This window comes from Glaciimonas sp. GNP009 (assembly GCF_054343755.1).
In genome coordinates this window covers 854,113-876,685 of the sequence record NZ_JBTGUV010000004.1, presented here as the reverse complement: position 1 = coordinate 876,685, position 22,573 = coordinate 854,113, and the positions used below count along the sequence as shown (strand labels likewise).

General features: G+C 49.9%; 19 protein-coding genes. 13 read left to right on the top strand and 6 right to left on the bottom strand.

All coding sequences use genetic code 11. The annotated features are described in order from the left end of the window. The first annotated feature begins 22 nt into the window (after nucleotides 1–22). The 10 genes from ACXX82_RS04895 (at nucleotide 23) to upp (ending at nucleotide 11,199) form a co-directional block, all read left to right on the top strand. Entirely contained in the window at nucleotides 23–1,522 is a 1,500-nt protein-coding gene (locus tag ACXX82_RS04895; RefSeq protein WP_458562530.1) for an efflux transporter outer membrane subunit, read from the top strand. Nucleotides 1,523–1,952: 430 nt separating this feature from the next. Beyond that, entirely contained in the window at nucleotides 1,953–3,860 is a 1,908-nt protein-coding gene (gene thrS / locus ACXX82_RS04890) for a threonine--tRNA ligase (protein ID WP_458562529.1), read from the top strand. Between the two features lie 59 nt (nucleotides 3,861–3,919). After that, nucleotides 3,920–4,441: a translation initiation factor IF-3 gene (infC, locus tag ACXX82_RS04885; protein WP_108439777.1), complete on the top strand. Its 522-nt coding sequence runs from the start codon at nucleotides 3,920–3,922 to the stop codon at nucleotides 4,439–4,441. A gap of 243 nt (nucleotides 4,442–4,684) precedes the next feature. Next, nucleotides 4,685–4,882 (top strand): 50S ribosomal protein L35, encoded by a 198-nt coding sequence (gene rpmI / locus ACXX82_RS04880; protein WP_168055223.1) that lies wholly within the window; start codon nucleotides 4,685–4,687, stop codon nucleotides 4,880–4,882. Nucleotides 4,883–4,905: 23 nt separating this feature from the next. Continuing rightward, nucleotides 4,906–5,265, top strand: coding sequence for a 50S ribosomal protein L20 (rplT, locus tag ACXX82_RS04875; RefSeq protein ID WP_168055225.1), 360 nt, complete (start codon nucleotides 4,906–4,908; stop codon nucleotides 5,263–5,265). 394 nt (nucleotides 5,266–5,659) lie between these two features. Further along, entirely contained in the window at nucleotides 5,660–6,676 is a 1,017-nt protein-coding gene (gene pheS / locus ACXX82_RS04870; protein ID WP_323507040.1) for a phenylalanine--tRNA ligase subunit alpha, read from the top strand. Nucleotides 6,677–6,776: 100 nt separating this feature from the next. Then, the gene (gene pheT / locus ACXX82_RS04865) at nucleotides 6,777–9,203 is read left to right on the top strand and encodes a phenylalanine--tRNA ligase subunit beta (RefSeq protein WP_458562528.1); all 2,427 of its coding nucleotides are present in this window, start codon (nucleotides 6,777–6,779) and stop codon (nucleotides 9,201–9,203) included. Nucleotides 9,204–9,512: 309 nt separating this feature from the next. Beyond that, a complete protein-coding gene (locus ACXX82_RS04860; protein ID WP_322232456.1) occupies nucleotides 9,513–9,926 on the top strand; it encodes an integration host factor subunit alpha in 414 nt (137 codons plus the stop codon). An 8-nt stretch (nucleotides 9,927–9,934) separates the two neighbouring features. Next, nucleotides 9,935–10,363 carry a MerR family transcriptional regulator gene (locus tag ACXX82_RS04855; protein ID WP_322232455.1) on the top strand — a complete coding sequence of 143 codons (429 nt, stop codon included), beginning with the start codon at nucleotides 9,935–9,937 and terminating at the stop codon, nucleotides 10,361–10,363. 185 nt (nucleotides 10,364–10,548) lie between these two features. After that, nucleotides 10,549–11,199 (top strand): uracil phosphoribosyltransferase, encoded by a 651-nt coding sequence (gene upp / locus ACXX82_RS04850; RefSeq protein ID WP_458563958.1) that lies wholly within the window; start codon nucleotides 10,549–10,551, stop codon nucleotides 11,197–11,199. 191 nt (nucleotides 11,200–11,390) lie between these two features. Here the strand turns inward: upp and curA are convergent, their stop codons facing one another. The 3 genes from curA to ACXX82_RS04835 form a co-directional block, all read right to left on the bottom strand. Then, the gene (gene curA / locus ACXX82_RS04845) at nucleotides 11,391–12,419 is read right to left on the bottom strand and encodes an NADPH-dependent curcumin/dihydrocurcumin reductase (protein WP_458562527.1); all 1,029 of its coding nucleotides are present in this window, start codon (nucleotides 12,417–12,419) and stop codon (nucleotides 11,391–11,393) included. 227 nt (nucleotides 12,420–12,646) lie between these two features. Beyond that, on the bottom strand, nucleotides 12,647–13,804 hold the full coding sequence (locus tag ACXX82_RS04840) for an iron-containing alcohol dehydrogenase (protein WP_322232453.1): 1,158 nt from the start codon (nucleotides 13,802–13,804) through the stop codon (nucleotides 12,647–12,649). 183 nt (nucleotides 13,805–13,987) lie between these two features. After that, complete coding sequence (locus tag ACXX82_RS04835) at nucleotides 13,988–14,596, bottom strand: TetR/AcrR family transcriptional regulator (RefSeq protein ID WP_458562526.1); 609 nt, start codon at nucleotides 14,594–14,596, stop codon at nucleotides 13,988–13,990. Nucleotides 14,597–15,011: 415 nt separating this feature from the next. Between ACXX82_RS04835 and ACXX82_RS04830 the strand changes: the two genes are divergently transcribed. Next, nucleotides 15,012–15,947, top strand: a complete 936-nt coding sequence (locus ACXX82_RS04830) for a LysR family transcriptional regulator (RefSeq protein WP_323507038.1) — start codon at nucleotides 15,012–15,014, stop codon at nucleotides 15,945–15,947. A 127-nt stretch (nucleotides 15,948–16,074) separates the two neighbouring features. On the opposite strand, the gene ACXX82_RS04825 is transcribed toward ACXX82_RS04830, so the two are convergent. After that, nucleotides 16,075–17,184, bottom strand: coding sequence for an NADH:flavin oxidoreductase/NADH oxidase (locus ACXX82_RS04825; protein ID WP_322232450.1), 1,110 nt, complete (start codon nucleotides 17,182–17,184; stop codon nucleotides 16,075–16,077). A 39-nt stretch (nucleotides 17,185–17,223) separates the two neighbouring features. Next, nucleotides 17,224–19,011, bottom strand: coding sequence for an ABC transporter transmembrane domain-containing protein (locus ACXX82_RS04820; protein ID WP_322232449.1), 1,788 nt, complete (start codon nucleotides 19,009–19,011; stop codon nucleotides 17,224–17,226). 313 nt (nucleotides 19,012–19,324) lie between these two features. Here ACXX82_RS04820 and egtD point away from each other — a divergent pair, with 313 nt between their 5' ends. Both egtD and egtB read left to right on the top strand, forming a co-directional pair. Continuing rightward, nucleotides 19,325–20,356, top strand: a complete 1,032-nt coding sequence (gene egtD / locus ACXX82_RS04815) for an L-histidine N(alpha)-methyltransferase (RefSeq protein ID WP_322232448.1) — start codon at nucleotides 19,325–19,327, stop codon at nucleotides 20,354–20,356. Next, nucleotides 20,353–21,642 (top strand): ergothioneine biosynthesis protein EgtB, encoded by a 1,290-nt coding sequence (gene egtB, locus ACXX82_RS04810; RefSeq protein ID WP_416186770.1) that lies wholly within the window; start codon nucleotides 20,353–20,355, stop codon nucleotides 21,640–21,642. The genes egtD and egtB overlap by 4 nt, the downstream gene beginning before the upstream one ends. Here the strand turns inward: egtB and ACXX82_RS04805 are convergent. Continuing rightward, nucleotides 21,639–22,550, bottom strand: a complete 912-nt coding sequence (locus ACXX82_RS04805; RefSeq protein WP_458562525.1) for a LysR substrate-binding domain-containing protein — start codon at nucleotides 22,548–22,550, stop codon at nucleotides 21,639–21,641. The genes egtB and ACXX82_RS04805 overlap by 4 nt on opposite strands. Nucleotides 22,551–22,573: the final 23 nt, after the last annotated feature.

The window sequence follows — 22,573 nt, the reverse complement described above, 5'->3', positions numbered from 1 at the left end:
CAAAGATTGAATAGGTTAAATCATGAAAAAATGTACGTTGCAGTCTCTCGCAAGTCCTCCGTTATTGGCAGTCGCCATGGTGTTGGCCGGTTGCGCAGTTGGCCCTGACTTTAGGCAGCCCGACGCACCATCGGTGCAAGGCTATTCCAAAGAGCCTTTACAAACTAAAACCGTTTCTGCCGAGACAATGGGTGGGACCGAACAGCAATTTGTAGCCGGTATGGATATTCCGGCGCAATGGTGGACGTTATTTCAGTCAGCGCCCTTGAATACGGTGATTGCACAGGCATTGAAGGCCAGCCCGGATTTGCAGTCGGCGCAAGCTGCTTTGCGGGCGGCGGAAGAGCAAGTCGCGGCGCAGCGTGGAAGCTTTTTCCCGACTGTTGATGCGAGCTTCACGCCGACGCGTCAGAAGGTGCCGACGACGCCGATTCAGTCGGAAACGCCGGTCTTTAATCTGCATACGGCACAGCTCAATGTGTCTTACAACCTGGATGTTTTTGGCGGTAATCGGCGTCAGGTCGAAAACTTGCAAGCACAGGCGGCACAGCAACGCTTTCAGCTCGAAGCGGCTTATTTGACGCTGACTTCAAATGTGGTCGCAGCAGCTGTTCAGGAGGCGTCCTTACGGGCGCAAATCGCTGCGGCCCAGTACGTCATCCGCATGCAGACTAAATTGCTGGATTTATTGCAACGTCAGTACAAACTGGGTGATGTGGCGCTGGCTGACGTATCTATCCAAAATGCGGCACTGGCGCAGACGCAGGCTACTTTGCCTCCTTTACAAAATGCATTGTCTCAGCAACGTGATCGATTGACTGCGTTGGCGGGGCGCTTCCCAAGTGATGAATTGGATGAAAAATTCGTTTTGTCACAATTAAGTTTGCCTCAGCAATTGCCAGTGAGTCTGCCATCAAATCTGGTACGGCAACGACCAGACGTGCGTGCTGCAGAGGAGCAGTTGCATGCGGCGTCAGCGGCGGTAGGCGTGGCGACAGCAAATATGCTGCCGCAAATAACGTTGAGTGCCAATATCGGGAGTTCGGCAAGTCAGCTCGGTAATTTATTTACGGGTGGAACCGGATTTTGGGGATTAGCCGGAGGACTGACGCAACCGTTGTTTTCGGGCGGCGCGCTGCTCCATAAAAAGCGGGCCTCTGAGGCGCTGTTTGAGCAAGCTGCTGCGCAATATCGTAGTACTGTGATTCTTGCTTTTCAAAATGTTGCCGATAGTTTGCGCGCGCTTCAATATGACGCCCAAACGCTTAAAGCGCAATTGGCGGCAGAACGGGCGGCAGCGCAAAGTCTGGAAATTTCTCGAAAATCAGTGCAACTAGGCGCAGCCAGTCCGCAAACGCTGTTGACCGCGCAGCTAATCTATCAGCAAGCGATTATCAATCTGGCGCAGGCGCAAGCGGCCCGTTTTGCTGACACCGCAGCGTTATTTCAGGCATTGGGAGGCGGTTGGTGGAATCGGACAGATGACGCCAAATCAGTCGTGGCGAGTAACGTGCCAAAATAAAGGTGTAAACTTAATAAGTCGTTAAGTGGGTGATTTACCATTGGCTCGCTCTACATCGCAGATGGGGCTTAAACGGCAAATAGTCGACTAAAACGATACGTCCGCCGCTTATCGCTCGTTGGACGGCTGATGCGCAGCTACCCATATTGCGGTGGTTTTCTGGTATCATCTGTCAATCTGCAGGCTTTAGACCATCACAGCAGTCAAAACACGAAACAATATCTGTAAGAGCGAGAAAGGCATCCTGGTTATGACACCGCGAACTACCACCGCAATCTGCGCGCGACACTAGTCGAGGTCTTTTTCATTGTTGAGAAAGCGCGGCTGGTCCGCGTTTTTTTTCGTCTGCATTTTTGACCATTATTCATCAATTTATTTTATTTAATATGGCATCGCTGAATGTAGAGCGATGATCGATATGGAGTTCAAAATGGTATCAGTTACACTTCCCGATGGTTCACAGCGTCAATTCGATGCGCCACTGACAGTCGCCCAAGTGGCCGCAAGTATTGGTACAGGCCTGGCAAAAGCCGCGTTAGCAGGTAAAGTCGATGGCGTCGTCGTTGATACCTCATATCTGATTGAGCGCGACGTCGCCTTGGCCATCATTACCGACAAAGATGCCGAGGGCCTTGATGTGATTCGCCATTCGACCGCCCATCTGTTGGCCTATGCAGTCAAAGAGTTATTCCCCGACGCGCAAGTGACTATTGGTCCGGTGATTGAAAATGGCTTCTATTACGACTTCGCATATAAACGCCCGTTCACTCCGGAAGACTTGGTTGTCATCGAAAAGAAAATGGCAGAACTGGCAAAAAAAGACGAGCCAGTGACACGCCGGGTATTGCCACGTGACGAAGCGGTCGCTTACTTCAAGTCAATTGGTGAGGCGTATAAGGCCGAGTTGATCGAATCAATTCCGGCTGATCAAGAGGTTTCGCTCTATACCGAAGGGTCGTTCACCGACTTGTGCCGCGGTCCGCACGTACCTTCTACCGGCAAGCTAAAAGTCTTCAAATTGATGAAGTTAGCGGGCGCTTACTGGCGTGGTGATGCTAAAAATGAAATGCTGCAACGGGTATACGGCACTGCGTGGACTAAAAAAGAAGATCAGGAAGCCTATTTGCACATGCTGGAAGAGGCAGAAAAGCGCGATCACCGCAAACTAGGCCGCGCTTTAGATTTATTCCATATGCAGGAAGAGGCGCCAGGTTTGATTTTCTGGCATCCAAAAGGATGGACTATCTGGCAACAAGTTGAGCAGTTCATGCGCCGTGTCTATCAAGATAATGGTTATCAGGAAGTAAAGGCACCACAGATTCTGGATCGTTCGTTGTGGGAAAGAACCGGGCACTGGGAAAATTACCGTGACAATATGTTCACAACTGAATCGGAAAATCGCAGCTATGCGCTGAAGCCGATGAACTGCCCGGGCCATGTCGAAATATTTAACTCTACACTGCATAGCTATCGCGATTTGCCGCTGCGCTTTGGCGAGTTTGGTCAATGCCATCGCAACGAACCGTCCGGCGCTTTGCACGGCATGATGCGTGTGCGCGGCTTTACGCAAGATGATGGTCATATTTTCTGTACCGAAGATCAGGTCCAGAGCGAAGTTGCGGCTTTTGATAAAGTGGTACGTGAAGTCTATGATCGATTCGGTTTTACCGAAGTCGCGGTCAAACTAGCCCTGCGACCGGAAAAACGCGTCGGTGAAGATGATGTGTGGGACAAGGCTGAGGACGCACTACGCGACGCTCTGCGTGCGTCAGGAACCACTTGGGAGGAATTGCCGGGTGAGGGTGCGTTTTATGGTCCGAAGATTGAATATCATCTGAAAGACTCTATTGGTCGCTCATGGCAATGTGGCACGATGCAGGTCGATTTCTCAATGCCTGGTCGTTTGGGCGCGGAATATGTGACAGAAGATAACAATCGCAAGGTTCCGGTCATGTTGCATCGGGCGATTGTAGGTTCGTTGGAGCGTTTCATTGGTATTTTGATTGAAAACCACGCTGGCGCGATGCCTTTATGGCTGGCACCGGTTCAGGTTGTTATTTTGAATATCTCGGATGCACAGTCGGAATACGTGCAAAGTGTTGCACAAACGCTGAAGAAACAAGGATTTAGGGTAGAGGCAGATTTGCGTAATGAGAAGATTACCTATAAAATACGCCAGCATTCTTTGCAAAAACCGCCCTATATCCTCGTTGTTGGTGATAAGGAGCGTGATGCAAATACAGTGGCCGTGCGTGCGCGGGGTAATGTCGATTTAGGTGTCATGTCAATTGACGCATTGGTAGAGCGCCTCAAAATTGAGGTTGAAACCAAAGCCTGATCGGAAAACCCAAAGCGTGGAAGCACGGCTTATCTATTTGATTTTTAAAGGAAACTGCAATAGCTACGGACAAGTCACATCGCATAAATGGTGAAGTAACAGCACCTGAATTGCGTCTTAGCGGCGTCGAAAACGAACCGCTCGGTATCGTTTCGTTGGCGGAAGCCTTTCGTCTGGCTGAAGAAGCTAACGTAGATCTGGTGGAAATTGCGCCGACTGCTCAGCCTCCCGTTGCGCGTCTTATGGACTATGGTAAGTTTAAATACCAGGAACAGAAGAAAGCCCACGAAGCCAAATTGAAACAGAAGGTTATTCTGGTCAAGGAAGTTAAATTCCGTCCGGGTACCGATGATGGCGATTACGGCATCAAACTGCGCAATTTGACCAAGTTTCTTGAAGACGGCGATAAAACCAAAATCACCTTGCGTTTTCGCGGTCGTGAAATGGCCCACCAGGATATCGGTGTGCGCATGTTGGAACGCCTTAAATCTGATCTTGAGCCGTTCGGACAAGTTGAGCAGTGGCCTAAGATGGAAGGGCGCCAGATGATCATGATCATTGGCCCTAAGAAAAAGAAATAATACAAAGAAGGAGTGAATGATTCGGATGACTCCGTTGATTGCATTTCTTTTCAAATTTTGTGATCAGGTGACCGATTTATCGCCCGCCCGATCCAAAAGCAACGGACTTGATTCCGTTGCAAAATCTGGTCACGGAATTGGGTGGTCAGGTTTAAACAAGTGAGAGTAGGCATACAAGTGCAACGATTGTTGCCACCTACAATCATGTTAAAAAAGGAGCTGTCCTTAAGGACAGATAGAATCATGCCAAAAATGAAAACGAAAAGCGGTGCTAAGAAGCGCTTTCGCGTCCGTCCGGGTGGAACTGTTAAGCGCGGTCAAGCGTTCAAACGTCACATCCTGACCAAAAAAACAACCAAGACCAAACGTAATTTGCGTGGTTCAGTCGGTGTCCATGAAACAAACATGGTATCCGTCCGCGCAATGTTGCCGAACTCATAACCTCACACTATTAAGGAGTTACTATGCCTAGAGTAAAACGTGGGGTTACAGCTCGTGCCCGTCATAAAAAAGTTCTAGCCCTTGCTAAGGGTTACCGCGGTCGCCGCAGTAAAGTTTACCGTGTTGCCAAGCAAGCAGTTATGCGCGCTGGTCAATACGCGTATCGCGATCGTCGTAACAAGAAGCGCGTCTTCCGTGCATTGTGGATCGCCCGTATTAACGCCGCTTCTCGTGAGCATGGCGTTACATACAGCGTATTCATGAATGGTCTGAAACGTGCCTCTATCGAACTGGACCGTAAAGTCCTGGCCGATATGGCAGTGATGGACAAGCCAGCGTTTGCTGCGATTGTCAATCAAGTTAAAGCCATCATCGCTGCGTAATTAACGACGTAGTTTTGCTAGTGCAGCTGAGTTGAGGTCACCTCAGGTAACTTTAATTTATGAAGCATGCGCAATCCCGAGCGGGGCAGAGGTGTATACCTTATGCCCCGTTTGTGTTTTTTAACTGCCATTTTATTCTGTATCGAATACGATTTCATTCGTTTGTCTTTGCTGAATTTTTAATGGTTTCTTGTTCCTGTTTGCTTTGGAAATGAGAGTGTGGATAGATTAAAAGTGTGTTGTTACGCCGCCTGGATGCCCTTGGCAATTGGACGATAGGTGTAACGCAGTGGATGCGGATAACGCCGTTATTTAAACACTTTTTTAATTTCTCCCCTTCATTACTAATGCTTATTGGAATTTTTCGGCTTCCCATTGGAGCAGGAAAAACTGCATGAACTCCCTAGAACAACTTGTAACGCAAGCCCAGGCTGATTTTATTGCCGCAATTGATGCGGCTGCGCTGGAAAACGCCAAAGCCAAATATCTTGGCAAAACCGGTCAAATTACCGAGCAAATGAAAGGTCTGGGCAAGCTCGGACCGGACGAACGTAAAGTGCAAGGTGCCGTGATCAATGTCGCCAAACAGCAGATCGAGAACGCGCTGACCGCGCGCCGTGATGCGCTGGCAGACGCGCAGATGCAAGTCCGTTTGAATGCCGAGGCAATTGACGTGACTTTGCCTGGTCGTGGTCGTGGCGTTGGCGGAATTCATCCCGTGATGCGGACCTGGGAACGGGTTGAAGAAATTTTCCGGTCGATTGGTTTTGATGTGGCCGACGGTCCCGAAATCGAAACAGATTGGACTAACTTTACCGCATTGAATAGCCCGGAAAATCATCCTGCGCGCTCAATGCAGGATACCTTCTACATCGAAGGCAATGACACACAAGGCAAGCCGTTGCTATTGCGTACGCATACCAGTCCGATGCAGGTACGCTATGCGCGCATGAACAAGCCACCGATCAAAGTAATCGCACCCGGTCGCACTTATCGTGTGGACAGTGATGCTACCCATTCGCCGATGTTTCATCAGGTTGAAGGTTTGTGGATCGCTGAAGATATCAGTTTTGCCGACCTCAAGGGTGTGTACCTGAATTTCGTCAAAGCGTTTTTCGAAACTGACGATTTACAAGTCCGCTTCCGACCTTCTTATTTTCCTTTCACCGAACCATCGGCCGAAATCGATATCGCATTTGGCAGTGGCCCACTAAAAGGGCGTTGGTTAGAAGTGTCCGGTGCAGGTCAGGTTCACCCGAGCGTTGTGCGCAATATGGGTCTTGACCCTGAGCAGTTTATCGGTTTTGCGTTCGGCTCAGGTCTCGAGCGCTTGACAATGTTGCGTTACGGGATCAGCGACTTGCGTCTATTTTACGAAGGCGATTTGCGCTTTTTAAAGCAATTTAATTAGAAATCGCGCTCGCCCAAGACGTCTCGGATGCTATGTGCCGCCTTCATGGCGAGCAAGCTGATCCGAGTCTTCCATGATGAAAGGTTTTTGAAGGTTTACTATGCAATTCTCTGAAAGCTGGCTGCGTACAATGGTCGATCCGAGCATGACTTCGGACGAATTATCCCACTTGCTGACGATGTCAGGCCTCGAAGTAGAAGAGGTCGCGCCGGTTGCGCCGCCGTTCACGAATGTCGTGGTTGGCCACGTGTTAGAGATCGCCAAACATCCGAACGCAGACCGACTCAATGTGTGTCAGGTCGATGTTGGAACCGGCACTGCGTTGACAATCGTGTGCGGCGCATCGAACGTTCGCGCTGGCCTTAAAGTGCCGTGCGCGATGCCGGGAGCCATGCTGCCGCCGGGTGCTGACGGCAAACCTTTTGAAATCAAAGTGGGCGAGTTGCGTGGAGTTGAATCGCACGGCATGTTGTGTTCGGCCCGTGAACTGAAATTATCCGAAGAAAACGAAGGTCTGCTGGAATTGCCCGGCGATGCTTCAGTAGGAATGAATTTTCGTGATTATTATGAGCTGAATGATCTGAAATTCACGATTAAACTGACGCCGAATAAGGCCGATTGCCTTTCCGTATTGGGCGTGGCGCGCGAAGTGTCTGCATTAACCGGCACCGAACTTAAGCATCCAGCTTACCAGGCAGTAAGCGCCAATATTTCAGAAGTATTGCCGGTCACTATTTCGGCACCAGATTTATGCGGCCGTTTTTCGGGCCGCGTTATTCGCGGTTTGAATGCCAGGGCTGCGACGCCGCAATGGATGAAGCAACGTCTGGAACGCAGCGGTCAACGCTCGATATCGGCACTGGTGGATATCTCCAATTATGTAATGCTGGAACTCGGTCGTCCGACCCACGTGTTTGATCTGGATAAAATCCATGGCAGTCTTGATGTACGTTGGGGAAAAACGGGTGAGTCACTCAAGCTGTTAAACGGCAATACCGTTAGTGTTGATGAGTGGATTGGCGTTATTGCAGACGAACAGCAAATCGAATCGCTGGCCGGTATCATGGGTGGTGACGCGACCGCTGTTTCGTTGGAGACGCAGAACATTTATCTCGAAGCAGCGTTTTGGTTTCCGCAAGCGATTCAGGGACGCGCACGCCGGTTTAATTTTTCCACAGATGCCGGGCATCGTTTTGAACGGGGCGTTGATTTTGCGACCACGGTTGAACATATCGAACGGATCACAGCGTTGCTCATCGAAATTTGCGGCAACGGCGATACCAAAGTCGGTCCTGTTGACGACCAAAAAATTAACTTGCCGTTACGCTTGCCCGTCACCGTTCGCACCGCTCGCGCTGTGAAGGTGATTGGTGTGCCGCTGACCGATGCACCGATAGCGGATATTTTTACACGCCTTAATCTGACGTTTACGCAAGAGCCGGGTATTTTTTCGGTTACACCGCCGTCCTACCGTTTCGATATCGAAATTGAAGAAGACCTGATCGAAGAGATCGTGCGCGTGTACGGTTTTGAAAATATACCTGCATTGCCGCCGGTTGCGCCGAATGAAATGTTTATTGCGCCTGAAAATACGCGCTCTTTGTTCGCAATCAGCCATAAGCTAGCCGCGCTGGACTATCAGGAAGTGATTAACTTTAGCTTTGTCGAAGAAGCCTGGGAAGTTGACTTTGCGGCTAACGTGCAACCAATCAAACTGATCAATCCTATCGCTAGTCAGATGAGCGTGATGCGTTCTTCATTGATCGCCAGTTTGGTCGCAAATGTGAAATACAACTTGAACCGTAAAGTGAGTCGCGTCCGTATTTTTGAATCTGGTACCGTATTTTTGCGTAACGTAGATAGCCAGGACGGCGCGTTAGCAGTCGCAGGGTTCGATCAACCGAAACATGTCGCTGGTCTGGCGTACGGTCCCTACGCTGAAGAGCAATGGGGACAGGTTAGCCGCGTCGTCGATTTTTATGATGTAAAGGCAGATCTCGAGGCCTTATTCGCTCCGGCAATATTGCGCTTCGCTAAGATTGATCATCCGGCCTTGCATCCTGGCCGCTCGGCACAGGTCATGTTGAACGGCAAGGCCGTTGGATTCATTGGTGAGCTGCATCCGCGCTTGCAGCAGAAATATGACCTTCCGTTGGCGGCAGTTGTATTTGAGATTACGGTAGAGGCTTTACAGCAACGCGAAGTTCCCAAGTACGTCGACATTTCTAAATTCCCGGCAGTGGTACGGGACCTCGCGGTGGTCGTCAATCAAGGTGTTCCCGCGCAAGATTTGCTGGATATTTTTGCCACCGAAAAGAGTACTAACAACGCCTGTCGAATTCTGCAAGCCTTTGTTTTATTTGATGAATATCATGGCAAGGGATTAGAAAATGACGAAAAAAGTCTTGCTTTCCGGTTTACCTTGCAAGATACTGAAAACACCCTTCAAGACGATACCGTTGATGCTGCCATGACCGCTTTGATTGCGGCAATTGGAAAGATTGACGGCGCGAAATTGCGCAGTTAAGCAAACGCTGGATTGTTAAAAAACATAAAACCTGTCAGGTAATACACATTTGGTAGGCTTACATTTTGACGTGAAGTTTGTGCCAGTAGTAAGTGTCGTTGGTAGGTTTTTTCATGCCAGCTTTGAGCCAACCTTAAAGTTAATCTTTATGGTTGGAAAATAAGGCTATGCTTTAAAGCAAGCTCCAGGTGCGTGACTGAGAGGCGCTATGACGAAGCTGTTCGTGCTGAAAAGTCGCATAAGTAGAATGCTCGTTTTTTTGACGTGGCGAATCGCAAAACAGGGTGAGAACAACGGAATGAACGCAGAATGAGCGATATGCAGGCAGTTGAGTTTGAATCGGTATTGGACGCTGATCTGAATCGGGCGATGCGCGAGGCACAGGCGCGCTCGCAGGCTGAAAAAGATTTACCGACATTAACAAAAGCCGAGTTGGCGGAGCTTTTATTTGAACAAGTTGGCCTTAACAAGCGCGAAGCCAAAGATATGGTCGAAACTTTTTTTGATGAAATGCGGAATGCGTTGGAACGCGGCGAAGCGGTTAAGTTATCAGGCTTCGGTAATTTTCAATTACGTGACAAGCCACAAAGACCTGGTCGTAACCCTAAAACCGGTGAAGAGATTCCTATTTCCGCGCGTCGTGTCGTCACTTTTCATGCCAGTCAGAAGCTTAAAGGCATGGTCGAAGCGACTTCGCAACAACCTTTTTCCCTCGTTCTTTAAGCTAATTCATGAATGATCGTATTAGTAAATCTGAGGTTATCGTCTTGCCGCCTATTCCTGCAAAGCGCTATTTCACTATTGGTGAAGTAAGTGAACTTTGTGGCGTAAAACCGCACGTTTTGCGTTATTGGGAGCAGGAATTTACGCAATTGAAGCCGGTTAAGCGGCGCGGTAATCGTCGTTATTATCAACATCATGAAGTATTGTTGATTCGGCGTATCCGCGAACTGTTATATGAGCAAGGTTTCACCATTAGCGGTGCGCGTAACAAACTCGATGGCAGGATGGCGCAGGCAGAAAAAGATTCTATGGCCGCCGCCGCGGAAGCTGCACAGAATAAAATTAACCTGATCGAAGTACGCCATGAGTTGGAGCAAATTTTAGCTTTGCTGACTTTAGTCGCACCTGAAAAAAACTCGGCATCCATCACGCAGTAGTTGGTGTTTGCTGGTGGTTGTCATACTGTGCATGGGCCTCGATGGTGCCGTTAAAGAGTCGCATAAAACTTTCCAAAAGGTGCATGAGAGTTTCATAAGCGCCGCCTGAAAATACGGCGGCACTTGTTGACAGATACGTTGCCTTGTTTCGCTCACCTCAACCGATCATTTTTCGTCTCATTCTTATGCTCAGCGACCCGCGTTTCCCCAATCTGTTTATCCTTAATCATCCGTTGATTCAGCACAAGCTGACCCATATGCGTATTAAGGATACGTCGACGCGTACTTTCCGCCAGTTGTTGCGTGAAATTACCCAATTGATGGGATATGAGATCACGCGGGATTTGCCGTTGACGACACAGCGTATTGAAACGCCTATTCAACCTATGGATGCGCCGGTAATTGCCGGACGTAAGCTTGCCGTGGTGCCAGTTCTGCGTGCAGGTATTGGTATGAGTGATGGCTTGTTGGATTTGGTGCCATCTGCCCGCGTGGGACATATTGGCGTCTACCGCGATCCTGCCACGCTGGAACCGGTTGAGTATCTTGTGCGTTTGCCGGATTTGGCTGAGCGCACGTTTATTCTTTGTGACCCGATGGTGGCGACAGGCAACTCAGCCGTGTACGCAGTCAATGTACTTAAGCAACGTGGTGTGACCGATGCGCAAATTATTTTTCTAGCGCTGGTTGCCGCACCAGAAGGCGTGCAAGTATTTCAGGATGCGCATCCACACGTTAAATTATATGTGGCCAGTCTGGATTCACACCTTGATGAGCATGCGTATATTGTTCCTGGCTTGGGTGATGCAGGGGACCGGATATTCGGAACTAAATAAATCAGGGCTTAAGCAAAGTCAGTCAGCAGCGCGGTGCTTTCATCGCGATTTGCCTAATGGGAAATTTGAAAGTTAATGACAGCAAAAACGCTCGCGCTCCGGTTGTTCCGGTTCGCGAGCGTTTTTTGTTATTAACAGACATTCTTGGCAAGGGTGAACGCGGTCACGCTGACCTCAACTAAGGCAGGATTTTATTCGGCAACCTTGATGATTAATTTGCCGAAATTTTTACCTTCTAGAAGACCGATAAACGCTTGCGGTGCATTCTCCAGGCCGTCAACGAACTCCTCGCGATATTTAATTTTTCCAGTTTTTAACCAGCCGCTCATTTCGCTAAAAAACGCGTTATGACGTGGGGCATAATCTGAATTAATAAATCCTTGTATCTTCAGGCGGCGGGTCAATATCGCACGTGAAAGTATTGATGAGCGATCTGGTCCTTCCGGTAATCCTGTCGCGTTATAGTTGGCGATTAAGCCGCATACTGGAATACGTGCAAATGAATTCAACAGCGGTAGTACGGCATCAAATACTGCACCACCAACGTTTTCAAAATAGACGTCAATCCCTTTATCGCAGGCTGCGGCCAGTTGCTGTGGAAAGTCTTTGCTGCGATGATCAATACAGGCATCAAAACCTAGCTCATCGACTGCATATGTGCACTTTTCTGCACCGCCTGCGATTCCTACGACGTGACATCCTTTCAGCTTAGCGATTTGTCCTACTAAAGAGCCAACCGCGCCGGTTGCAGCAGCAACGACCAGAGTTTCGCCAGCTATCGGCTGACCGATATCGAGCAAGCCGACATACGCGGTAAAGCCGGGCATGCCCAGTACCCCTAACGCGTGCGATGGCTTAAGAAGATGAGGATCAAGTTTTGTCAGACCGGTGCCATCGGACAACATATAGTCTTGCCAGCCGCTATAGCTGAGCACAAGATCGCCTACTTTGAAATCAGAATGCAGCGATGCCTCTACGCGGGCGACTGTGCCAGCGCCCATAACCGCATTCACCGCCACTGGCTCAGCATAAGATGGGGCGTCGCTCATACGACCACGCATATAAGGGTCAAGCGACAGGTACAGAGTGCGCAGCAATAGTTGACCGGTTGCTGGCGTCGGGACAGCCGTTTCTTCTAACCGAAACGTTTCGGCCGTCGGCGCGCCATGTGGACGGGCGGCAAGGACGATACTGCGATTGAGTGTGTTGTCTTTAGGCATGGTTAAGTCTCCTGAAAGTTGAACCAACGCCGGTGTCCCGGCGTTGTCGGTAGGATGGCTATCGAATGAAATAGCATTGCATTAGTTTATGCGAGAAAAAGAAATCCGGCCCGGTAGTGACGCAGTAACGCTCACGCACTATTCGCAGCTTATTAAAGGAACAGATGCGTACGGTTGCGGTTACGCGTACGCCACGCCATTTTGATCCGGTATGGATGTCTCTTTTACTATAAAGCGCCTTCAAGGATTTTGCGACTCACTTCCAGCGTAATATCCTTGTGTTCGCCTAACTTTGTCATCCCGTGCGCACTCAATTGTGTCACCACAATATCAATGGCAGCCTGACCCAATTCATAATCTCCGAGGCGAGTTTTAATGCCCATGCTTTCAAAGAAATCGCGGGTGTTCTGGATAGCTTGATCAATTCGGGCATCTTCGCTACCTTCTGTGATGTTCCACACTCTCGCAGCATATTGCAGCAGTTTGGCACGCTTGTTTTCGCGTTGTACTGTCAATAGCGATGGCAACACGATTGCCAGGGTACGGGCGTGATCAATGTCATATTGCGCCGTCAGTTCGTGGCCGATCATATGCGTCGCCCAATCTTGCGGTACGCCGGCACCGATCAAACCGTTCAATGCCAATGTCGCCACCCACATCAAGTTAGCACGCGCATCATAGTCGTTGGGTTCGGCCATGACGCGAGGACCGGTTTCAATCAGGCTCAGCAGCAATCCCTCAGCAAAGCGATCCTGTACCTGACCATTTACCGGATAGGTCAAATATTGTTCTACTGTGTGCACGAAGGCATCGACAACGCCGTTGGCGATTTGACGTGGTGGCAAGGTAAAGGTTTTACTCGGATCAAGTATCGAAAATTGCGGATAAACCAACGGGCTATGAAAGGCGAGTTTGGCCTGGATTGATTTACGCGTCACAACGCCGCCATTGTTCATTTCTGAGCCGGTGGCGGGCAATGTCAACACCGTCCCAAAAGGTAAAGCATTGGTTATATTGACGCCACCTTTGACGGCGATATCCCAAGGCTCACCATCGAAGTGTGCGGCTGCGGCGATAAATTTGGTGCCGTCAATGACGGAGCCACCGCCCACGGCTAGCAGGAAATCGATCTTTTCACGGCGCACGTGTTCTACGGCACGCATCAGGGTTTCGTAGGAAGGATTGGGTTCGATGCCGGAAAATTCCTGCACTTCGCGTGTGCCCAGCGCAGCTTTTACTTCATCAAGTGTGCCATTTTTTTGTGCGCTTGCACCACCGAATAAGATCAATACGCGCGCATCAGTTGGGACTAATGTAGATAGTTTGGCGACGGTATCGCGACCAAATACAATTTTTGTTGGATTATAGAGTTCGAAATTAAACATACGATTCCTTATTAGTTATAAATTAGACCGGTCGACTAGCTAAAAGACGAGTCAATAGGGCTGTCATGTAAATCAAGCGATGTGGGTTAGAAATAGCTTTTGATTGTTTAAAGCATTCAGTTAATAGGCTGAATGAACAGGGAGATTCTCGTAAACAAATGTAAGACTGCTAAGGAAGCGGTTTTACCCTTGTTTCAAAACGCTGATGGTGGTCTCCATGGCGTTTTCGAGAGGGCGGCGATCGCGTTGTAGCTTGGCAAGGAGGCTTGCGCCCAGCCACATTTGGTAAAGCATTTCAGCCGTTTTTTCGGGATTAAGCTGAGAATCCAGAGAACCTTCTGTGATGCCCTCGGTAATGCAAATAGCCAACTGCTCCATGAGGCGTTTGGTCCCTTTGCACAGTGCAATGCGCATATCGTCCGACAAGTCGGCAACTTCAGCGCCCAACTTCACCACCATGCATCGTCCCTTGGGGTCGTGGCTTGACTGACTTTCAACCCATCCTCCCCAATACTGCAAGAGCCGGTAACGTGCTAATTGTGCCGTATTGGAAGCATCGAAGGGAGCGTGCAGTATTTGCTTGAGCTTAACCAGATATTCATCAAAATATTGCTCAAGAAGCGCGCAGCCGTATTGTTCCTTTGATCCAAAGTAATGGTAAAAAGATCCTTTTGGAATATCTGCAGCGCTCAGAATTTCGCTTAATCCAACGCCCGCGAAGCCTTTGACCGCAATAATTTGCTGTCCAGCGTCGAGTATGTGGCGTTTGGTGATGTCGTAGGTTGCTCGCATGATATTAGCAAGTATAGCGTAAATTAGACCGGTCGTCTAAAGTTGGTAGGAAATCGAATTTGAATCATGTAATGCCGCCTCAAAAGAGCCTATTTTTGGTGAATCTCTTTATGTAAGCCTTCAATGCCGGTCATCGTTGGAAAATGTTTATCCGAGACCGCTTGAGATGAGAATAATCGGAGCGCATAAAATGTGCACCAATCATGCGCACTCTTTTCGTCAACGCATTGCGTACACCCAACAGCAGAAAAGAGGCATCAAACGAATGAGGGTTGTGCGAATGTGAATATACTCAATCAGTCACTTATCCGTTATCCTTCAAGAATGTATAAAGACACTTTTTTGGTAGTTGTCAGGCATATTTGTCCGATGGCTTATGTTCGCCTCATGTTCACTCAATTTTCCTCCACTGTTAATGACTTCTCGCGCTAATCATCATCTCGATACCTATCTGCTTCGCGTCTTGCATACTTTGCTGGTGGAGAAGAGTGTGTCACGCACGGCGATTAAGTTGGGGCAATCGCAACCGACTATCAGCAATACGTTGAAGCGCTTGCGCGAGTTGACCGGCGATGCCATTTTAGTGCGTGGCAAAACGGGAATGGTAGCAACCGAGCGCGGGCAGGAACTATTGGCGCTGGCGAAGGAAGGACTCGATGTATTTGAAAAAATCGGCGCACCGGTAGCAGCATTTGAAGCAGGAAGCACTGCACGGATATTCCATGTAGGAACGCCGGACTATCTGAACGTTTTGTTGATTCCCTCGATCATTGAACAAGTGCGGCGGCGCGCTCCTGGCGCCAGTCTGATGGTGCATGCACTTGATGCTGGGCTGGATTATTCTAATGCGCTGGAGACCGGACGGCTGGATCTGGTCATCGGTAATTGGCCCGATCCGCCTGAGCATTTGCATCTTGCGCAACTGTTTGAGGACGAAGTCGTCTGCATGATGCACCGTGATCACCCGGTTGCCAAAAAGGGACTGACGCTAAAATATTACGTTGAGATGCCGCACCTTGCACCGACCCCATACATCGAAGGCCATCGGAGCAGCATTGATGCGGCTTTGGCGGAGCAAGGATTAAAGCGCAACATTCAGGTGGCAATTCCCTATTTTGCATTGGTCCCGCATGTGTTGGCAAAGTCAGATTTGATTTTTACGACCGGTCGTCAGTTCGCTAATTACTTTGTGAAGGACTGGCCGATTCAGGTGTTCCCGCTTCCGTTCGATATGCCCAAAATGCGGTTTTATATGTTGTGGCATACGCGCTCGCATGTTGCGCCCGACGTGGTGTGGTTGCGTCGCCTGATTTCTGAAGTCGCCGTCGGACTTGGTATGTCCGCGACTTGATGTTGCGATCACGCTCCCAAACCGTCTCACGGGTTCGGCAGCGCTGATTTCTCGTAATCGCTGTTAGTCGGTACTTAACGTGAACTAAGAGTGAACGAAGTTACGGCTAATTTATACGCGATTGATTTCACTCATCGCCATAATCAATCGACGGCCGCATTGGCATTTTGCGTGATGTGGCGCGAGCATATTGCGGTGGCCATGGTGTTTCGGCACGCAGCGCATCCGCAGCGTGTAGTGGCCAGTTAGGGTTGCGCAACAATTCACGCGCCAGCAAGATCAGGTCGGCTTGTTCGGTGCGCAAAATGTGTTCAGCCTGAATCGGCTCCGTAATCATGCCAACTGCACCGCTGGCAATGCCTGCTTCTTTTTTAACGCGGGCCGCAAATTGCGTCTGATATCCCGGACCGACCGGAATGACGGCATTGGCCGCATTGCCACCAGTCGAGATATCCACCAGATCGATACCCGCTTCCCGTAGCAATACGCTCAAAGCCACTGTTTCATCCGGGTTCCAGCCGCCCTCGACCCATTCTGTCGCAGAGACCCGCACAAACATCGGTAACTCTTGAGGCCAGACCTGACGGACAGCAGTGACGACTTCCATGACCAGACGTATGCGGTTTTCAAAGCTGCCCCCGTATTGATCGGTGCGGGTATTGCTTAATGGCGATAGAAATTCGTGCAACAAATAGCCGTGTGCTGCATGTATTTCGATCAGTTTGAAACCAGCCTTGTGGGCACGTTCTGCAGCAGCGACAAACGCTTGCACTATATCGGCAATTTGTTCCACCGTGAGTGCTAACGGCGTTGCGAAACTAGTGTCGAAGGCCAGTGCCGACGGTGCTACCGTTTGCCAGCCACCTTGCGCTAATGGAATGCTGCCTTGCGTCGATTCCCATGGTCGCGTGACACTGGCTTTGCGTCCGGCATGGGCTAGCTGAATGCCGGCTACTGCGCCTTGCTGAGCAATGAACTGCGTGATCCGGCGTAATGGCGCAATATGTTCATCTTTCCAGATGCCAAGATCCTCGGGTGTGATTCGGCCATCGGCAACGACCGCGCTCGCTTCAACAATCACCAGTCCAGCGCCGCCCACCGCACGACTGCCCAAATGCACCATGTGCCAGTCGTTAGCAAAGCCATCCTGGGCCGAATATTGACACATCGGAGCGACGGCGATCCGGTTTGGCAGCGTGACGCTACGTAAAGTTAAGGGGGAAAATAATAAGCTCATAGCGGTTTTCCGATCAAAGGGTTTTAGATGATGCCATTATTAAATTGCAGTGCCAAATTGCAGCGCCGCCAGACTCGCGTAAAGGCCATTTTGTGCGACAAGTGACGCGTGGTTTCCTGTTTCGACTATATGGCCGTGTTCCAGCACGATAATCCGATCGGCCCGTTGGACTGTCGCCAAACGGTGAGCGATCACCAGCGTGGTACGACCGACCATGGCAGCTTCCAATGCGCCTTGGACAACACGCTCAGATTCGGCGTCAAGTGCGCTCGTGGCCTCATCCAGTAACAGTAATGGTGGATTTTTCAACATGGCGCGGGCGATCGCAATGCGTTGACGCTGGCCGCCAGATAAACGTACACCGCGTTCGCCCAGAAACGATTGATAGCCTTCAGGAAGCCTGACAATAAACTCATCGGCGGCTGCCATGGTCGCCGCTGCGATGACTTCTGCATCCGTAGCGTCGACCCGACCGTACCGAATATTTTCCATCGCATTGGCAGAAAAGATGACGGTGTCTTGTGGAACGATCCCGATGGCATCACGTAAACTATGCAAATCCAGAAACTTAATGTCTACGCCGTCCAGTTTGATGCTGCCTTGTTGCGGGTCATAGAAGCGCAGCAATAGTTGAAATAAAGTGGTTTTACCCGCGCCGGAAGGACCAACGATCGCGACGGTCTCACCGGGACGAATAGTCAACGAGAACGCTGATAACGACGCCGTGTCTGGACGGGATGGATAATGAAAGGCAACATTTTCCAGCGTTACTGCCGCACCTTGTTCGGTACGTGGCGGCAAGTTTTCAGGTACTAATAATGACTGAACAGGTGACTTAGCCGATAATAATTCGAGTAAGCGTTCAGTCGCGCCGGCAGCGCGTTGCGTATCGCCCATGACTTCTGCCAACGCACCGATTGAACCGGCAACCAGCGCTGCGTACAAGATAAATTGTCCCAGTTCACCGCCACTCATTTTGCCTTGCACGACCGCGTGCGCGCCCAACCATAGTACGAATACGATCGCACCGAACACTAGTAAAATCGCCATCATGGTTAACAACGAACGGGCGCGGATTCGCTCCATTGCAGTTGCGAACGCACTTTCAATGGCGCCTTTAAAACGGTTTCCTTCGATGTTTTCATGCGTGAAGGCTTGTACAGTCGGCATCGCATTCAAGATTTCACCCGCCATCGCCGAGGCGTCTGCAACACGATCCTGCGAGGCGCGAGACAGTTTTCGTACGCGCCGTCCAAACCAGACGATTGGTAGCACTACCAAGGCCAGCATGACGATGATGATCGAGCTCAGTTTGATACTGCTGACGAACAACATAATCAAGCCGCCAGCGAACAGTAAACCATTGCGTAACGCCATTGAAATACTGGTCCCGACCAGCGCCTGAATCAGCGTGGTATCGGTCGTGATGCGAGAGAGCACCTCGCCAGTTTTGGTAGTCTCAAAGAATTGTGGACTTTGGGTCACGACGTGGGAGTAGACAGCGCTGCGCAGGTCCGCAGTGACGCGTTCACCAAGCCAGGACACCATGTAAAAACGTGCCGCGGTGGCTACGCCCAAAATACACGCGACGCCGAATAAAGCCAGAAAATACAGATCAATGTGGCTTGGGTCCTTGATGCCGTTTCCACCAAAGCCCAAATCAATCATTTGTCGGAAAGCGTAAGGGATCGCCAACGTTGCGGCAGCGGCGACCAATAGCGCAATCCCAGCCAGTACAAATTGGCGCTTATAAGGAGAAAGGTAGGGAATTAATCCGGCTAAAGTAGCTAAACTGCGTTTTTGAGGGACTTTTGTTGTGGTTGTCATGTTACTTTTGATTTTGTTGCTAACTGGTTAATTTGTTGCGCTGTGTTTGCGGCATGGCATTTCCGCGTGTAAATTTGAACCAAGTGTCTGACCTGAATGTCGATACTCTGATAAATTATACAAATACTACTATCACGGGGTATCAAACTAGTTTGCTAGTGTAGTAGATGTTGCGAAGCAGCGCAGAATTGTCGGTAATTCATCTCAATTCTTAGCGTACGCGGTGCTTTTACCTAAATCTCATCAAAATATATAGCCTGATGTTGGACGCCTTAGTTCGATAAATACTATTTTTACCATTCTGGAGACTTCCTTGGCTCAACAACAACAACCGGAGCAGCCGGAAAACTGCACGCCGCAAAGTTATATTGAGGATGCGATCGTTACGCAGCTTGAGGCCGGATTAATGGCACCTCAGGCGTCAACATCGCCCAAATATCTCTACGATACGCTCGGCTCGCGTCTGTTTGCTGCGATTTGTGAGTTGCCGGAATACTATCCGACCCGCACCGAAGCAATCATTTTCGATCAGTATGCGTCACAAATCGCGACGGCGGTGGGGCGTAAGGCGACGTTGATTGATCTTGGCGCTGGCAATTGCGCCAAGGCCGCCAAGCTTTTTCCTAGTTTGCAGCCCAGTGAATACGTAGCGGTCGATATTTCCGAGAAATTTTTGCAAGAGGCGGTGGCGGGTTTGCAGCAACAATTTCCCCACATCGCGATGACTTGTCTCGGCATGGATTTTTCGAACGAGCTTGAATTACCCGTATCGATCTCGCGCGAACGTAGACAATTTTTTTATCCGGGATCATCCATCGGTAACTACACGCCGCTTGAGGCGCTGAAATTTTTATTGCGGATTCGAAAAACCATTGGGATCGATCATAGCAACCATAGCGGTAAAGACAACGATGACGGTGAACATAAAAGTGGCGGTGGCGGCTTGTTGATTGGGATCGATCTCATCAAAGACAAGGCAATTCTGGATGCCGCTTATGACGACGCATTGGGAGTGACTGCATCGTTTAACCTCAATCTTTTACAGCATATTAATCGTCTGTTGGATGCCGATTTTGAACTTCGTGAATGGCGTCATCGCGGCTTTTATAATGCTCAACAACATCGTGTAGAAATGCATCTGGAAGCTAAGCGCAACGTGACTGTGCGCTGGAAAAATGGTGGAAGCCGCCAGTTCGTGGCAGGCGAGCGTATTCATACTGAGAGCAGTTACAAGTATACGCAGCAGAGTTTTACCGCGCTGCTGCAGCAAGCCGGTTTTGGCAAGATTCAGACATGGTGTGATCCGCATGAGTGGTTCATGGTGTGTCACGCGCAGGGAGGATGAGAATGGGTGCTTTGACAGTAGAAAAAGTGGCGGCCCCGACCTTGGCTATGGCGACATTAGCGGCCTTGTTTGCCAGGCTGCGTGAAGATACGATGGCGCTTGTGGCACCCTTGGAGGCAGAGGATTGCTGCGTGCAATCGATGCCGGATGCAAGTCCGGTTAAGTGGCATCTGGCGCATACGACCTGGTTTTTTGAGACATTCATTCTGGAACGATTCGAACCGAATTTTCAGCCATTTCATCCTGCGTTCCGCGTTCTATTTAATTCTTATTACGACGGTATTGGTCAGCAACATCCGCGCGCGCAGCGTGGCTTGATAACGCGCCCGTCATTGGACGAGGTATGGGCTTATCGCCGCAATGTAGACGAACGTGTATCGCAAATATTTTCTTTAGAATTACCATCTGCAAGTGCTGATGCGTTGGCCGCCCTGGTCGAATTAGGATTGCATCACGAGCAGCAACATCAAGAGTTGTTGCTGACGGATATCAAACATCTATTTTCGATGAATCCGCTAAAGCCACCTTATAAATTACTCGAAACATCTTTGTATCAAGTTGCGCCAAGGGATGTATTGCCGCAAATAGCGCTATCACACTGGCAAAAATTCGATGGTGGTATTGTGGAGATCGGGCACGATGGTGTCGGTTTTTTCTTTGATAATGAAACACCGCGCCATCGCCAATTTGTTGAGCCATTTTTTATTGCAACACGTCTGGTCAGTAATCGTGAATATCTCGCTTTTGTTGAAGATGGTGGCTATCAAAATCCCTTGTTATGGCTTGCCGCAGGTTGGGATTGGATTACGCAGGAAAAATTGACTCATCCTATTTACTGGCAAGAATCACATTCCCAATTTGATTCGACATGGCAGGAATTTACCTTGAATGGTTTGCAGCCAATAGCGCTGGATGAGGCGGTCGCACACATTTCATTTTTTGAGGCCGAAGCGTACGCGCGTTGGGCGGGTGCGCGACTTCCGACCGAGGCCGAATGGGAGAGTGCGGCTAACGTTGCCGATCACGATGAGACCGATTATTTTGGGCAAGTCTGGCAATGGACCACGAGTAGTTATGGGCCGTATCCGGGCTACACTGCGCTTGAAGGCGCGGTAGGTGAGTACAACGGTAAGTTTATGGTGAATCAATATGTCCTGCGAGGGTCGTCGTGTGTGACACCAATTGGTCACACACGATTGAGCTATCGCAATTTTTTCCCTGCGACTGCGCGTTGGCAATTCAGTGGTGTACGATTAGCGAGATCATCGTTGCCGCGCCTTGACTAACTAACTTTTTCTGATTTTTCGGACAGTTCCGCAATTAAAAAATCGATAAAAACTCGGACCGCGGGCAGGAGTCCGCGCTGCGTCAGATAGACCAGTTGCAGCGTGCCCGAAGGCATGCCCCAATTTGGCAAGACGCGCAGCAGTTCTCCGCGGGCGATTTCGTCGTCACAATTTTCTGATGGCAGCATCGTAATCCCAAGGCCGTGCAATGCGGCTTGTTTTCGAATGGTAAAGTCTTCCACCGTTAGTCTTGGATCGACTACTAGTGTGTACCGCTCGTTGTTGGGGCCAACCATCGGAAAATGTGCACGACGATCCTGATTGACTGCACCGAGAAAAGGAAATTTTGCTAACGCTCGGGGGTGTTCCGGGACCGCGAATTGTTTCATTAAGGTCGGTGCAGCGACCAGATAAACTTCAGTCCGTTGCAGTCTGCGCGTGGCGAGATTGGGATCTTCCTCTTCAGGGGTACGGACGCGGACTGCGATATCAATTCCGTCCTCCAGCAAATTGACGCGCCGATTGGTCAATACCAGCTCGACACTTACGCGAGGATATCGCTCCAAAAAAAACGGGAGAGCAAGCGTCAACTTTTCACGTGCAATCGGCACCAGACAACTTACCCGCACATGACCGCTCGGTTCGGTCAGCGAACTGGTGACCGCGTTCTCCGCAGCTTCTGCCGCCGCCAAAACGATCTGGCATTGCTTGTAATAGCGACTGCCGATATCAGTGAGTGCAATCCCACGCGTATTGCGTTGCAGTAATCGGACGCCCAACCGTGCCTCCAGTTCCGAGATGCGACGCGATAGTCGCGACTTTGGAATCCCAAGGGATCTGCCAGCGGCCGTGAAACCGCCTTCTTCGACCACATTAGCGAAAAAATACAGGTCATTTAAATCATTCACAATTGTCTTTCATTGTTCTTTAT